This is a genomic window from Acidovorax sp. HDW3, assembly GCF_011303755.1.
Classification (GTDB): domain Bacteria; phylum Pseudomonadota; class Gammaproteobacteria; order Burkholderiales; family Burkholderiaceae_C; genus Paenacidovorax.
The window spans coordinates 2348584-2362986 of sequence record NZ_CP049885.1; the positions used below are offsets into that span (position 1 = coordinate 2348584).

Annotated in this window: 14 protein-coding genes; 9 read left to right on the top strand and 5 right to left on the bottom strand. The window is 67.2% G+C overall.

Features of this window, described 5'->3' with window-relative positions; genetic code table 11:
• Positions 1-16 precede the first annotated feature (16 nt).
• The gene (locus G7045_RS10815; RefSeq protein WP_166159642.1) at positions 17-892 is read left to right on the top strand and encodes a bile acid:sodium symporter family protein; all 876 of its coding nucleotides are present in this window, start codon (positions 17-19) and stop codon (positions 890-892) included.
• 93 nt (positions 893-985) lie between these two features.
• The gene (locus tag G7045_RS10820; RefSeq protein ID WP_166159643.1) at positions 986-2641 is read left to right on the top strand and encodes an acetolactate synthase large subunit; all 1656 of its coding nucleotides are present in this window, start codon (positions 986-988) and stop codon (positions 2639-2641) included.
• Positions 2642-2662: 21 nt separating this feature from the next.
• On the opposite strand, the gene G7045_RS10825 is transcribed toward G7045_RS10820, so the two are convergent.
• Entirely contained in the window at positions 2663-3175 is a 513-nt protein-coding gene (locus tag G7045_RS10825; RefSeq protein WP_166159644.1) for an outer membrane protein assembly factor BamE, read from the bottom strand.
• A 30-nt stretch (positions 3176-3205) separates the two neighbouring features.
• Here G7045_RS10825 and G7045_RS10830 point away from each other — a divergent pair, with 30 nt between their 5' ends.
• The 3 genes from G7045_RS10830 to nadB all read left to right on the top strand — a co-directional run bounded on the left by G7045_RS10830 (position 3206) and on the right by nadB (position 5978).
• Complete coding sequence (locus tag G7045_RS10830; protein WP_166159645.1) at positions 3206-3421, top strand: DUF3460 family protein; 216 nt, start codon at positions 3206-3208, stop codon at positions 3419-3421.
• Positions 3422-3484: 63 nt separating this feature from the next.
• Complete coding sequence (locus G7045_RS10835; protein WP_166159646.1) at positions 3485-4321, top strand: ScpA family protein; 837 nt, start codon at positions 3485-3487, stop codon at positions 4319-4321.
• A 58-nt stretch (positions 4322-4379) separates the two neighbouring features.
• Positions 4380-5978, top strand: coding sequence for an L-aspartate oxidase (gene nadB, locus G7045_RS10840; RefSeq protein ID WP_166159647.1), 1599 nt, complete (start codon positions 4380-4382; stop codon positions 5976-5978).
• 104 nt (positions 5979-6082) lie between these two features.
• Here nadB and G7045_RS10845 read toward each other — a convergent pair whose 3' ends face one another.
• The gene (locus G7045_RS10845) at positions 6083-7111 is read right to left on the bottom strand and encodes a porin (protein WP_166159648.1); all 1029 of its coding nucleotides are present in this window, start codon (positions 7109-7111) and stop codon (positions 6083-6085) included.
• Between the two features lie 218 nt (positions 7112-7329).
• Here G7045_RS10845 and panD point away from each other — a divergent pair, with 218 nt between their 5' ends.
• From panD to G7045_RS10865, 4 genes are read left to right on the top strand one after another with little or no spacing between them, the layout of a single operon-like run.
• On the top strand, positions 7330-7710 hold the full coding sequence (gene panD / locus G7045_RS10850) for an aspartate 1-decarboxylase (protein WP_166159649.1): 381 nt from the start codon (positions 7330-7332) through the stop codon (positions 7708-7710).
• Positions 7711-7726: 16 nt separating this feature from the next.
• A complete protein-coding gene (bioA, locus tag G7045_RS10855; protein ID WP_166160439.1) occupies positions 7727-9076 on the top strand; it encodes an adenosylmethionine--8-amino-7-oxononanoate transaminase in 1350 nt (449 codons plus the stop codon).
• The gene (bioD, locus tag G7045_RS10860; RefSeq protein WP_166159650.1) at positions 9073-9750 is read left to right on the top strand and encodes a dethiobiotin synthase; all 678 of its coding nucleotides are present in this window, start codon (positions 9073-9075) and stop codon (positions 9748-9750) included. Before bioA ends, bioD begins: the two co-directional genes overlap by 4 nt.
• 16 nt (positions 9751-9766) lie before the next feature.
• Entirely contained in the window at positions 9767-10126 is a 360-nt protein-coding gene (locus tag G7045_RS10865) for a 5-carboxymethyl-2-hydroxymuconate Delta-isomerase (protein ID WP_166159651.1), read from the top strand.
• Here G7045_RS10865 and G7045_RS10870 read toward each other — a convergent pair whose 3' ends face one another.
• The 3 genes from G7045_RS10870 to G7045_RS10880 all read right to left on the bottom strand — a co-directional run bounded on the left by G7045_RS10870 (position 10127) and on the right by G7045_RS10880 (position 14291).
• Positions 10127-11752 carry a tetratricopeptide repeat-containing response regulator gene (locus tag G7045_RS10870; RefSeq protein ID WP_166159652.1) on the bottom strand — a complete coding sequence of 542 codons (1626 nt, stop codon included), beginning with the start codon at positions 11750-11752 and terminating at the stop codon, positions 10127-10129.
• A 12-nt stretch (positions 11753-11764) separates the two neighbouring features.
• The gene (locus G7045_RS10875; protein WP_166159653.1) at positions 11765-12457 is read right to left on the bottom strand and encodes a sensor histidine kinase KdpD; all 693 of its coding nucleotides are present in this window, start codon (positions 12455-12457) and stop codon (positions 11765-11767) included.
• A 61-nt stretch (positions 12458-12518) separates the two neighbouring features.
• Positions 12519-14291 (bottom strand): chorismate-binding protein, encoded by a 1773-nt coding sequence (locus G7045_RS10880; RefSeq protein WP_166159654.1) that lies wholly within the window; start codon positions 14289-14291, stop codon positions 12519-12521.
• Positions 14292-14403: the final 112 nt, after the last annotated feature.

The following is a 14403-nucleotide window of genomic DNA, read 5'->3' on the forward strand; positions in this document are numbered from 1 at the left end:
CCACAGGAGGCCCCCCATGCAAGGAGACATCGCATCGAGTGTGCTGCTGCCGCTCATCCTCGGTTTCATCATGTTCTCACTCGGCCTGGGGCTGGCGCCGGCGGATTTTGGGCGCATCCTGACGCAGCCGCGCGCCCTGCTGGTGGGCATGGTGTGCCACTTCGTGCTGCTGCCGCTGGTGTGCTACGCCATGCTGCAGCTGCTGGGCATCACCGGCGTGTTTGCCGTCGGCTTCATGATTCTGGCGGCCTGCCCCACGGGCAGCACGTCCAATCTGCTGACCTATCTGGCGCGCGGCGACGTGGCGCTGGCGCTGAGCTTTACGGCAGTGGCCAGCGTGCTCACCATCTTCACCCTGCCCGTGGTGGTCACCTGGTCGCTGGGGCATTTTTTGGGTGAGGCCAGCACCGTCAACGTGCCCGTGGGCCTGATGATGGGCCAGGTGGCCCTGGTGCTGGGCCTGCCCGTGGCCCTGGGCATGGTGGTGCGCCGGCGCTGCACCGCCTGGGCGCTGCGCTTTGAGCCACGCGCCACGCGCATCGCCACGCTGCTCTTCGTCCTCATCGTGGTGCTGGCGGTGGTGAAAAACTGGGCACTGCTGCGCGCCAACTTCAGCAGCCTGGCGCCCTTTGCCCTGGTGCTCAACCTCAGCATGTTGTGCCTGGGCTTTGGTGTGGCCTGGCTGGCGCGCTTGTCGCGGCGCCAATCGGTCACGCTCGGCATTGAAACCGCCGTGCAAAACGCCGCCCTGGCCCTGGTGATCGCCAGCAGCGTGCTGGGCAACGACGCGCTCGCCATTCCGGGCGCCATCTACGGCGTGCTGATGTACGCCGGCGGCCTGCTGTTTGCCTTCACCATGCGCCGCTTCATTCCCGAGGCTGCGCCGTGTTGAGTGCCGCCGCCGCAGCATTTCGATCTTTCAAACCAAATCGGCCTCTAGCGCTTATCCAGCAAGCGCAACCAGCTATCAATAAAGGAGCAAAACATGAATGGCGCACAAGCCCTGCTGCACACCCTGGCCGATGCCGGCGTCGAGGTCTGCTTTAGCAACCCTGGCACGAGCGAGATGCACTTCGTGGCCGCGCTCGACGCCGAGCCGCGTATGCGTGCCGTGCTCTGCCTGTTCGAGGGCGTGGCCACCGGCGCCGCCGACGGCTACGCGCGCATGGCCGGCAAGCCCGCCGCCACGCTCTTGCACCTGGGCTGCGGCCTGGGCAACGGCCTGGCCAACCTGCACAACGCCAGGAAGGGCAAGGTGCCGGTGGTCAACATCGTGGGCGACCACGCCACCTACCACACGCAGTACGACGCGCAGCTGCAGTCCGACATCGAAACCGTGGCGCGCAACGTCTCGCCCGGCTTTGTGCGCACCTCGCAAAGCACGGCGCAGCTGGGCCACGATGCGGCAGACGCCGTTCAAGCAGCGCGCGGCCTGCCCGGGCAGGTGGCCACGCTCATCTTGCCCGCCGACGTCTCCTGGGGCGAGGGCGGCGCGCCCTGCCCCATGCCCACCGAGCCCGCCCCGGAGGCCGCCAGCGCCAGCACCGTGGCCGCCATTGCCCAGGTGCTGCAAAGCGGCGCCAAGGCCGCGCTGCTGCTGGGCCCGCAGGCGCTGCGCGAGCCGGGTTTGCTGGCGGCGGCGCGCATCGCCCAGGCCTGCGGCGTGCAGCTGCTGGCCGAGGTGTTCCCCACCCGCATGGAGCGCGGCGCCGGCCTGCCGTTGATTGAGCGCATTGCCTACCTGGCCGAGCTCGCCAGCGTGCAGCTGGCGCCGCTGGAGCATCTGGTGCTGGTCGATGCCAAGTCGCCCGTGTCCTTCTTCGCCTACCCCGGCAAGGCCAGCGACCTGGTGCCGCCGGGCTGCCAGGTGCACACCCTGAGCACGCCGGTGCAAGACGCCGTCGCCAGCCTCGAACGCCTGGCTGCCGCTGTGGGCGCGCAGCAGGCGCGGCCAGCGCTGCAGGCGGCGCAGCGCCCCGGGCGCCCGCGCGGGGCGCTGTCTGCGCCCAAGGTGTGCAAGGCCGTGGGCCACCTGCTGCCCGAGGGCGCCATCCTGATCGACGAGGCCATCACCAGCGGCCTGATGCTCTACAGCATGACCGCCGGCTGCCCGCGCCACGACCTGATCACGCTCACCGGCGGCGCCATCGGCCAGGGCCTGCCCAACGCCGTGGGCGCAGCCATTGCCTGCCCCGAGCGGCCCGTGATCGCCCTCATTGGCGACGGCACAGCGATGTACACCATCCAGGCGCTGTGGAGCATGGCGCGCGAGAACCTGCACGTGGTCACCATCATCTTCAACAACGCCAGCTACTCGGTGCTGAACGTGGAGCTCGAACGCGTGGGCGCGGAAGAAGCCGGGCCCAAGGCGCAATCGCAGCTCGACCTCAAGGGCCCGGTGCTGAACTTTGCCCAGCTCGCCCAGGGCATGGGCGTGCACGCCGTGCGCACCGACGACGCCGAGGGCTTTTGCCAGGCGCTGGAATACGCCCTGGCGCACCCGGGGCCGCACCTGATCGAGGCCATGGTGCCCGAGTCGCTCTCGGGCGCCAAGCGCAAGGTGCTGCCCTGGCTGCTCAAGTCGCTGCCCAACCTGCCCCAGCCGGTGGCGCGCGCGCTCAAGCGCAAGATTGCGCCCTGACGTGCCCCGCCGCCATGCTGCTCACGGCCCGTTCTGGGGTTTATCCAGGCTGGCCGTGCGCAGCACCAGGCCGTCGCGGCCGAAGGTGACGGTGAAGATTTTTTCGCGGTTCGGCGGCTCGATCCAGTTCCAGTCCCAGTCGGTTTCCTGCTTGAGGCTGAACATGGTCTGCTTGGCGGGTTTGCCCAGCAGGCGGCGCACGGCCTGCTTATCGAGCCCCGGCTGCACGCGCGCAAACTGCGCCGGTTCGAGCACCTGCTGCAGCGCCAGCAGCTTGCCGTCGGCGCCCAGGGTGATCATGTAGTTGCTGTGGCCAGCGGGCTGGCGCGTGTACTCCAGCGTCTGGCCGCCACCGGCCTCGGGCCAGATGCCGTCGGGTTCGCCAAAGCGCTGGCGCACATCGGCCTCGGTGGCCACGCCCACTTGCAGCTCGCTGATGCGCTGCGCATCGCAGCCGATCAGCGCCAGCAAGGCCACCAAAGCCGCACTGACGGCGCCGGCCATGCGCGCCAAAGGGTTGTGAGGTTTTGTCATCGTTAAAATGCCCGGTTCTGAGAGGTTTACATGTCCATTTTCCGCCGTCCCGACTACCAATCCGAAGCCACCCAATTTCTCGCCCAGCTCAAGGCCGACAAGCCGCAGCTGCAAGCGCAACAAGTGGCCGGCCGCGCCCTGCTGTGGGACAAGGCGGTAGACCGCGAACTGTGGCAAGACCTGCGCGCTGGCCGCGTGGCGCAAAAGCCCTATGTGTACTACGCGTACAGCAACAAAAAACAATAAAAACTGGCGCTAACGCGCTTGCAGCAAGCGCGAGCAGCTATCAATAAAGTAGCATTCAACAGCATGGACAGCCAGGCCCTGCACAGCGCCCCCGCCGCTGCCATGCCCGAGGTGGTCGATCAGGTGGCGCTGGCGCGCCTGTACGGCGAGCCGTTGTTTGCGCTGCCGCAGGATTTGTACATCCCGCCCGATGCGCTCGAGGTCTTCCTCGAAGCCTTCGAGGGCCCGCTCGACCTGCTGCTGTACCTGATCCGCAAGCAAAATTTCAACATCCTCGACATCCCGATGCTGGACGTGACGCGCCAGTACCTGGGCTACGTCGAAGAAATCCGCAGCCGCAACCTGGAGCTGGCGGCGGAGTATCTGCTCATGGCGGCGATGCTCATCGAGATCAAGTCGCGCATGTTGCTGCCGCCGAAAAAGGTCGAAGGCACCCCCGAGGAGCAGGACCCGCGCGCCGAACTGGTGCGCCGCCTGCTCGAATACGAGCAGATCAAGCTCGCGGCGCAGCAGCTCGGGCGCCTGCCGCAGTACGGGCGCGACTTTCTCAAGGCCCAGGTGTACATCGAGCAAAGCCTGCAGCCGCGCTTTCCCGACGTCGAGGCGGCCGACCTGCAGCAAGCCTGGCGCGACATCCTGCGCCGCGCCAAGCTGGTGCAGCACCACACCATCACGCGCGAAGCGCTCTCGGTACGCGAGTACATGGGCATGGTGCTCAAGGCGCTGCAGGGGCGGCGCTTCATCGAATTTGAAGCCCTGTTCCAGCCCGAAAAGGGCAGCACCGTGCTGGTCGTGACCTTTATCGCGCTGCTGGAGCTGGCCAAGGAAACCCTGATCGAAATCACCCAGGCCGAGGCGTTCGCGCCGATCTACGTGCGCCTGGCCTATACCCCCACTTAGCCCATTAAGCCCACCCAGCCCCGCGCGGCAAGCTCCGGGGCGCTTTTTTGCACACACCATGGCATCGCACGACTTTGACGTTCTGATCGTAGGCAGCGGCCTGGCGGGCCTGTCCGCCGCCCTGCACCTGGCGCCCACGCACCGCGTGGCCGTCATCACCAAGCGCCAGCTGCAAGACGGCTCGAGCAACTGGGCCCAGGGCGGCATTGCCGCCGTGCTCGCCAACGACGACAGCTTTGCCGCGCACATCGAGGACACGCAGATCGCCGGCGCCGGCCTGTGCGACCTGGCGACCACGCGCTTCGTGGTCGAGAACGCACCGGCGGCCATTGGCTGGCTGCGCGGCCTGGGCGTGCCGTTCTCGCTCGAAGGCGAAGAGCTGCACCTGACGCGCGAGGGCGGGCACAGCGCGCGGCGCATCGTGCACGCCACCGACGCCACCGGCGCGGCGGTGCAAAAAACCCTGATCGAGCAGGTGCGCGCCACCCCCGGCATCACCATCTTCGAGCAGCACACGCTGGTCGATCTCATCACCAGCCGCAAGCTCGGCCTGGCCGGCCAGCGCTGCCTGGGCCTGTACGCGCTCGATGCCGCCAGCGACGCCGTTGTCACCTTCCGCGCGCCGCACACCATTTTGGCCACCGGCGGCGCGGGCAAGGTGTATCTGTACACCACCAACCCCGACACCGCCACCGGCGACGGCATCGCCGCCGCCTGGCGCGCGGGCTGCCGCGTGGGCAACATGGAGTTCGTGCAGTTTCACCCCACGGGGCTGTACCACCCGCACGAAAAAAGCTTCCTCATCAGCGAAGCCGTGCGCGGCGAAGGGGGGCGTTTGCTGCTGCCGCCCTCGGCCGGGGGCACGCGCTTCATGCCGCAGCACGATGCGCGCGGCGAACTGGCGCCGCGCGACGTGGTGGCGCGCGCCATCGACTTCGAGATGAAGAAGCACGGCCTCGACTGCGTGCACCTCGATATCTCGCACCAGAGCCCGGCGTTTTTGCACGAGCACTTCCCCAACATCCTGGCGCACTGCGCGGGCCTGGGCATAGACATCACCAAAGAACCCATCCCCGTGGTGCCGACGGCGCACTTCACCTGCGGCGGCGTACTCACCGACCTGGCCGGGCGCACCGACCTGCCGGGGCTGTTTGCCGTCGGCGAGGTGGCCTACACCGGCCTGCACGGCGCCAACCGGCTGGCGAGCAACTCGCTGCTCGAATGCATGGTGTTTGCCCGCGCGGCGGCGCAGACCATTGCCGCCGCACCAGGGGCCAAGATACCGGCGCTGCCGCGCTGGGACGACAGCCGCGTGCAGGATGCCGACGAGTCGGTCGTCATCTCGCACAACTGGGACGAGCTGCGCCGCTTCATGTGGGACTACGTGGGCATAGTGCGCACCAACAAGCGCCTGGAGCGCGCCGCGCACCGCATCGCCATGCTCACCGCCGAGATCAACGAGTTCTACGCGCACTTTCACATCTCGCGCGACCTGCTGGAGCTGCGCAACCTGGTGCAGGTGGCCGACCTGATCGTCAAGAGCGCACAGATGCGCCGCGAAAGCCGGGGCCTGCACTTTAGCCGCGACTACCCCGACATGGCTGCACCGGCTGCACCCACCCTGCTCGTCCCACCCATTTCGCGCCCATCCCTCTAGGGCCCATGAAAAAACCCCACAAGCCAAGACTTGCGGGGCGATGCGCTCACACGGGCGGCGGACTTCCCCATCCAAAGAATCCAGCCCGATGATGACCGTACAACTTAAAAGTTGTGGCGCATACCGATTTCGTAGCCCGTCAGGCTGTGGCCTGCAACCGGCGTCGGGCTCAGCGACGAACCGAGCTTGCGCACCGCCTTGTCATCGTTGCTCATCCGCGCCACAGCCACATACAACTCGGTGCGCTTGGACATTTTGTAGCCATAACCCACGGCAAAGCGCTTGGAGTCGTTGTTATCCACCTTTTTGTCCTTGTACAACGTGAAAGCCGCGCGCAACTCTCCAGGGCCCACCGGCGCCTTCACCCCCACGCTGTACAGATCCACGCGCTTGTCATTGCCCCGCTCCGAAGCGATCAAGACCAAGGGGGTCAGCACACCAAAATCGTACGCCGCACCCAGGTTGAAGTTCTTGTAATCCACCCCAGCGGCAGCCGTCCCCCCCTTGACAACGCCATAGGCCGCCGCCACGTTCAGCGGCCCCTTGGCATAGCCCAAGCGCAGGCCAATCGTGCTCGACAGGCTGGCATCACCGGCCTGTTCACCAAAACCATAGCTCAGCTGACCATACACACCACCGAGTTTGGGCAACAGGTAGCTCACGCCGTTGGACACCCGTTTGGGGTTGGAGCCTTCAGGCGTCCCAGCAGCCGAACCGCTGATCAAACTGTGACCGTTGATGGCCCCCATGCCGCTGTCACCAAAGGCATGGAAAGTTTCCAAATTTTGGTACGACGGGGTCTTGTCACGGCCCAGGCGCACTTCACCAAAATGGCCAAGCACACTGACCGTAGAACGGCGGTCAAACTTGAAGCCGGCGCCACCATCATCAACATTCAAACCACCTTCGAGCCAGAAGCCCGCTTTCAGGCCAGCGCCCAGGTCTTCCTCACCCCGAAAGCCCAAACGGCTGCTGGAATTGCCACCATTGGCCAAGCCAGTCACGCTCTTGTTCGTGGTTGAAATGCGGGCGACGGAAACATCGGCCACGCCAAAAAGTGTGACACTCGAATTTTGAGCGGCAGCACCGGCAGCAACGGTCAGGGCAGTCAAGGCCAGAAAGGTTCGTTTCATGGTGTGTTCTGTAGTGAAATCAAGAAAAAAGCCCGAGGGCTGAGCGCATTACACGAAGCCCCCATGAAACCCTCGTGAAAGCCCTGGAAAATACGTCCTGTAGGCAAGAAAACAACAAGCCACCCCACCCTGTCAGCCCCCCTGTAAACCCTGGTTTTCCAGGGCCGCGCAGCCGACCTATAGACTTAGCGGCTTTCCATTTGCATCGACCCGTTCTCATGTACCGCACCCTGCTCAAATCCAAAATCCACCGCGTCAAGACCACGCACTGCGAGCTGCACTACGAAGGCTCCTGCGCCATCGACGAAGACCTGATGGAAGCGGCCAACCTGGTCGAGAACGAACAGATCCACATCTGGAACGTCGATAACGGCGAGCGCTTCGTCACCTACGCCATCAAGGGCCAACGCGGCAGCGGCATGATCTCGGTCAACGGCTCGGCAGCGCGCCGCGCCTGCGTCGGCGATCTGCTCATCATTGCCTCCTTTGCCCAGGTGGCCGAAGCCGACGTCGCCACGCACGCGCCGCAGCTGGTGTTCGTCAACGAGCACAACCGCCAGGTCGAGCTGCGCCACCACGTGCCGACGCAGCAGCTCTAAGCCCATGCGCGCCGCCATGCCGAGCGCGCTCGCTGCGCGCAGCAGCGCCAGCGTCTGGCACCCCTGCACGCAAATGCAGCGCCACGAGGCCGACCCGCCGCTGGCCATCGTGCGCGCGCAGGGGCCCTGGCTCTATACCGAGGGCGGAGCGCGCATCCTCGACGGCATCAGCTCCTGGTGGGTCAACCTGTTTGGCCACTGCCACCCGCACATCCAGGCGGCGCTGACGGCGCAGCTGGCGCAGCTCGACCACGTCATGCTGGCGGGCTTTACGCACGCGCCGGTGGTCGAGCTCTCCGAGCGCCTGGCACAACTGAGCGGCCTGGGCCACGCCTTCTACGGCAGCGACGGCGCCAGCGCCACCGAGATCGCGCTCAAGATGAGCGCGCACTACTGGCGCAACCAGGGCCGGCCAGAAAAATCGGGCTTCGTCGGCCTCGCCGGCGGCTACCACGGCGAAACCGTGGGCGCCCTGGCCGTCACCGACATCCCGCTGTTTCGCGCCGCCTACGCGCCGCTGCTGCGCCTCGCTGCCACCGTGCCCAGCCCCGACGCCCGCAGCGCCCAGCCCGGCGAGAGCGCGGCCGACGTCGCCCAGCGCGCTGCAGCCGCGCTGCACGACTGGCTGGCCGCGCACCACCAGCACACCGCCGCCCTCATCCTGGAGCCGCTGGCGCAATGCGCCGCCGGCATGGTGTTCTACGACGCCCAATACCTGCGCCTGGCGCGCGCGCTGTGCGACCGCTATCAGGTGCACCTGGTGGCCGACGAGATCGCCGTCGGCTTTGGCCGCACCGGCACGCTGTTTGCGCACCAGCAGGCCGGCATCCGGCCCGATTTTCTGTGCCTATCGAAGGGCCTGACCGGCGGCACGCTGGCGCTGTCGGCGGTGCTCACCACCGACACCGTCTACCAGGCGTTCTACGCCGACGAGGTGGCGCGCGGCTTTTTGCACTCGCATTCCTACACCGGCAACCCACTGGCCTGCCGCGCTGCACTGGCGACGCTGGAGCTGTGGCAACAGCACGACACCCTGGCGGCAAACGCCAAGCTGGCGCAGCGCCTGAGCGCCGCCCTGGCGCCCCTGGCCGCGCACCCGCGCGTGCGCCACGCGCGCCAGCTGGGCATGATCTGGGCCTGGGACGTGGACACACCACTGCCCGACTTCGCCCGCCGCTACCAGCGCCAGGCGCTGGCGCGCGGCCTGCTGCTGCGCCCCATTGGCCACACCCTGTACGCCATGCCGCCGTATGTGCTCGACGACGAAGCCATCGCCCACCTGACCCATAACGCCCTGGCCGCCCTGAACGCCACCCTGGCCGAAGAAGACGGCGCCAGCACCCACCACGAGGCGGCGCTGCCATGAGCGCTGGCCTGTTCATCGCCGGCACCGACACCGGCGTCGGCAAGAGCCTGGCCGCCTGCGCGCTGCTGCACGCACTCGCGGCGCGCTGGCCGCGCGTGGTCGGCATGAAGCCGGTGGCCGCCGGCGCCGAGTTCCATCAGGGCCAGTGGGCGAACGAAGATGCGCTGGCGCTGCGCGCCGCCTCCAGCATCGCCGTGGCACCACAGCTGGACAACCCGGTGCTGCTGCCCGAACCGCTGTCGCCGCACATTGCCGCCGCCCGCGCCGGGCAGGTGATCGACATTGCTGCCATCGCCGCCAGCTACCGGCAGCTGGCCACGCTGGCCGATGCGGTGGTGGTCGAGGGCGCGGGCGGCTGGCACGTGCCGCTGTCGGGCACGCACACCGGCGCCGACCTGGCCCAGGCCCTGGGCCTGCCGGTGCTGCTGGTCGTTGGCCTGCGCCTGGGCTGCCTGAACCACGCCGCGCTCACCGCCGAGGCGATTGCCGCACGCGGCCTGCCGCTGGCGGGCTGGGTGGCCAACCACCTGAGCCCGGACATGGCCGCCGCCAGCGAAAACATCGCCTGGCTGCGCCAGCGCCTGGCCGTGCCCCTGTGGGCCGAGCTGCCCTACCAGGAGGCGCCCAATGCCCACGCCCTGGCGGCGCACTTCACCCTGCACACCCCTTTTTGACCCCCAAGGAATAACCATGCCCCATTTGACCGTCGAATACTCGGCCAACCTCAGCGGCCTGCCCGAGGCCGAGATGCTGACCGCCCTGAACGCCACGCTCTGCGCCAGCCCGGAAATTCAGCACGAGGTCGATCTGAAAAGCCGCATCGTCGCCGTGGCGCAGTTCCAGGTCGGCACCGCCGATGCGCCGCGCGGCTTTGTGCACGCCCAGCTGCGCCTGCTGGCCGGGCGCACGCCCGAGGCCAAGAAAGACCTGTCCGAGCGCATTGCCGCCGTGCTGCAGCGCCTCACGCCCCAGCCCGCTGGCGTGCAGGTGCAGCTGAGCGTGGAGATCACCGATATGGATAGGCCGAGCTACTTCAAGGGCGTTTTGTAATCAACGCGGCGCCGCCCCGGCCTTGAGCAGCGCCAGGTACTGGCGGTATTTGGCGTTGTCGGGGTTGATCTCGCGCACGCGTTCGAGCAGCCCCATGATTTCGAGCATGAGCGTGTCGCTCTTGCCCTCGGCGCGCATCTGGCCAATCAAGAGGCCGCACAGGTTCATCATCAGCACCTCGCTCGCGGGCAGGCCCTCCAGGGCCCGGCGCAGCAGCTTGGCGCCTTCGGCAAACTGGCCTTCGCGCCCCAGCAGCACGCCCTGGTTGTTGATGGCCACGGCCTCCTCGCGCGACTGCGCAATCAGGCTGCGCCCCTCCTCGCCCATCTGCGCCTGCTCGAACAGCGCCTGCACCTGGCCGGAAATGCGCGCATCTTCATGGTGCGACTTGACCAGGGTGCGCATGAGCTCGCAAGCCTCGTCCTTGCGCCCGAGCGCGAGCAGGCCGTGCGCCAGCTCCAGCGCGGTTTGCGCATTGGCCGCGCCGCCTTGGAGCTGCAGCAGCTGCTGCGCCTGCGCCATGGCGGCCTGGGCCTGCTCGGTCTGCCCCGTCTGCTGGTACACCGCGCTTTGCACCGCCGCCACCTGAATCGCCAGGTGCGCACCTTCCTTGCTGTCTTTAAAGACTTCGCCCGTGCGCTTGAGCAGTTGCAGCGCCATTTCGGGCTCGTTGTCTTCGCTGAGCACGCGCGCCAGCGCGACGTAGGCCCCGGCTTGTTTGTTCGATGAAAACTCGCTGATCTTGATGGTTTTTTGCAGCGCACCGCGCGCCACGTCGAGCGCACCGTTGTGCCAGGCCGTCTCGCCCAGCGTTTTTTGCCGGCTGGCGGAGTTGGGCGAGAGCTTGACGGCCTCCTGCAGCACGGCCTGCGCCTGCTGCTTGTCGCCCATGGCGTCCAGGGTCTTGGCAAGCCAGTCGGCGGCCTCGATGAACATGCGGTTTTCTTCCAGCACCTGGCGGAACTGGCTGCGCGCCAGCTCGTATTCGCCGCGCGCATAGTGCACCCGTCCCAGGCCGGTGCGCGCCCAGGGCAGGCTGCGCTGCGCCAGCACGCCCTCGAACAGCGCCTGCGCCGCAGCCCAGTCACCCTGCTTGAGCAGCACCTCGCTCTTGAGGCGCAGCACCTCGGGGGTTTTAGTAGCCTCCTGCGCCAGCAGCTGGTTGCAGCGCGCCAGCGCCGCCGCCCAGTCCTGCGCGCGCAGCGCCTCTTCCACACTGCGCAGGGCCTGCTTGCGCACGATCAAGCGCTCCAGGCGCGTCTCCAGAATGTGCTGGTTGATGGGTTTGAGCAGGTACTCGTCGGGCTTGGATTCGGCGGCGCCCATGATCATTTCGGCGGTCTTTTCCGCCGTCACCATGACCCAGATGGTGGAGACGCCGACGTAGTCGTGCAGCCGCCCTTCGTCGAGCACCTGCTGACCGTTGAGCCCAGGGCCGAGGTTGAAGTCGCAGATGACGACGTCGTAACGACTCGCGCGCAGCTGGTTCAGCGCCTCCTTGCCGTTGGCCGCCGTATCGACGCGGCTCACGCCCATGGAGCGCACCAGGTCGCGCAAGATGGTGCGCATTCCCTGGAAATCATCAACGACCAACACCCTGGCCTGCGACAGTGCAACCGATGTCATAACCCTTGCTCCTCAAGGCAGGCGCAGCACAAAGCAGCCACCACCGTAGGCGCCGCCGTTCTCGATGATGAGCTCGCCCCGGCGCCCGCCGTTGTGGTGCAGGTGCGCCACCTGCGACGAAAAATAAAAGCCCAACCCCGTGCTGCCAGTGACGAAGTTGACGCTCGCCGCACTGCCCGCTGCGCCGCCACGCAGCATGAAGCCGGGGTAGCCGCTGCCGTTGTCCTCCACGCGCAGTTCGAGCACGCCGTCGTGCACCGCTGCAGCAATGCGGATGCGGTCTTGCGTGTATTGGTAAGCATTGTTGAGCGCATTGCCCAGCACGCCGGTCACCAGATCGCGGTCGAGGTACCAATAGCAGTCCGCCGCGCAATCGACCTGCAGCGCAATGCGCTTGAACGCCAGCATGGGCTGGTGCAGCGAGAGCGCATCGCCAATGAGCTCAGAGAGCGCGCATTCGGCAATATCAATGGGGTAAATGGCCTTGTCGAGCTTGTACAGGCTCAGCAGCTGGATGAGGTTGGAGTTCATCCGGTTGGCCTGGTAGATCACGCCGCCCAGGTCGGCGTGCAATGGCTCGTCTTGCAACGCCTGGCAGCGCAGGGCTATTTTCTCCAACGCGCTGATCTGCACGTTGAGCGAGTTTTTCATGTCGTGGATCGACGAGGCAATCAAATCCGTGAAGCTGATCTCATCCTGTGCCATGGGTACGCCTGGTGCAGCAGCGGTTGCGACGCCTGCGATGGTGCCATATGTATGCAAATGTTCAAACCCTCTGCGCCGCCAGCCAGCCGCGCAAGCTGTTGATAAAGGCCCAGTCCTGCACACGCGGCACATCTTCGAGGCGCACAACGCCTTCTTGCACCCGCCCGCTAGCGAGCGCCTGCGCCCGCCCCACCCCCGGAAGCAAACCACAGGACAGTGCTGGAGTGAGCCAACGGCCATCGAGCAGCGCAGCGATGTTGCCAAAGGTGGTTTCGGTGATTTCGCCGGCGCTGTTGTAGAGGATGGTGTCGAACACGCCGCTGCCCGGCGCGGGCGCAAAGGCGGCGTAATGCGCGCGCCGCGTGGTCTTGAAGCGCACCCATTCACTGTGCGCCAGGGCCAGCGGCGCTGCAGCCAGGGCCAGGCGCACGGGCGTGGACGTGGCGGCCAGGGGCTGGACCTCGACCTGGAACTGCCCCTGCGCCTGCAGCTGCAGGCGCACGCGCCACAGCCCCTGGGGGTGCTGCTGCGCCAGGGCGTCGAGTTGTTGCTGCACTGCTGGCATGGCCAGCGGATAAGCAAAATGCGCCGCCGCCGCGCTCAGGCGTACCAGGTGCGCCTGCAAGTGGCGGTAGCAGCCCACCTCCAGCGCCAGGGTTTCAAGCAGTGCAAAAGGGGCACGCGCGCGCTCCAGGAAAGCCTGTTTGGCCTGCCATTCGCGCCATTCGGCGTCGCTGTCGGCCCCCCAGACGATGCCGCTGCCAATGCCCGCCTGCAGCGCCGTGCCCTGCAGCTGCAGGGTGCGGATAGGCACGTTGAACGTGGCGTCGAACGTGCCGGCGCCGCGCTCGGGCGTGGGCCGCAGCAGGCCGAGCGCACCGCAGTACAGGCCACGCGGTGCGGTTTCGAGCGCGGCAATGGCGCGCATGGCCTGCACCTTGGGCGCGCCGGTGACCGAGCCACAGGGAAACAGCGCCGCGAACACGTCCCACAGCCGGGTACCGACGCGCGTGTGCGCCTGCACGTCCGATGTCATCTGCCAGACCGTGGCCAGGGCCTCGGTGTGGAACAGGCGCGGCACCTGCACGCTGTACGGCTGGGCGATGCGCGCCAGGTCGTTGCGCAGCAAGTCAACAATCATGACGTTCTCCGCCCGCTCCTTGGGCGCCGTGCGCAGCTGCGCCGCCTGGGCGGCATCGCTGGCCGCATCGGCGCCGCGTGCAGCCGTGCCCTTCATCGGGCGCGTGAGGATGGCGCCGCTGCCGTCCACCCCGGCCTGCCAGTGAAAGAACAGCTCGGGCGACACCGACAGCCATTGCCGCCCCGCACCGCAGTCGATGTGCGCAGCGTAGCCCCCGGGCTGGGCCTGCTGCAGGGCAGCAAACAGGGCCTGCGGCGCACCCGCGAGCTGCCCCTGCAAGCGCCCGGTGTAGTTGACCTGGTAGTAGGCGCCGGCGGCAATGCCTTGCTGGATGTGCGCCAGGGCGGCGTCAAAGTCGGCGCGCAGGGGTTGCGCCAGCCAATCGACCTCGGCGCTGGCGGCGTGCGGCACCTGCGGCCAGGGCTGGGGCTCGTCATAGACGGCAAACCAAGCCAGGGGCTGGCCCGGCTGCGGCGCCTGCACCTGCAGCGCGGCGTCGAACGCGGGCGCCGCCTCGTAGCACAGGCCGCCCAGCACCCAGGCACCGGCGCGGGCGGCGGCCTCGGCAGCGTCGATGACGGCGCGCAGCTCCCCCAACTGCGTGGCCTCGAACGTCTGGCGCGCAGTACCAAAGGCCCAGCGCAAACGCGGCGCTGCCGCACCCAGGGGCGAAGAAAAATCAAGCAAGGACATCACGACAGACCCAAAACCCGGGGTATGCAACACAATTTACACACCCTGCTAATCCATGAAAACACCAATGCCAGCACACCTAGAGGCCTGCGTCTACTCTTTGCCGCCGCCT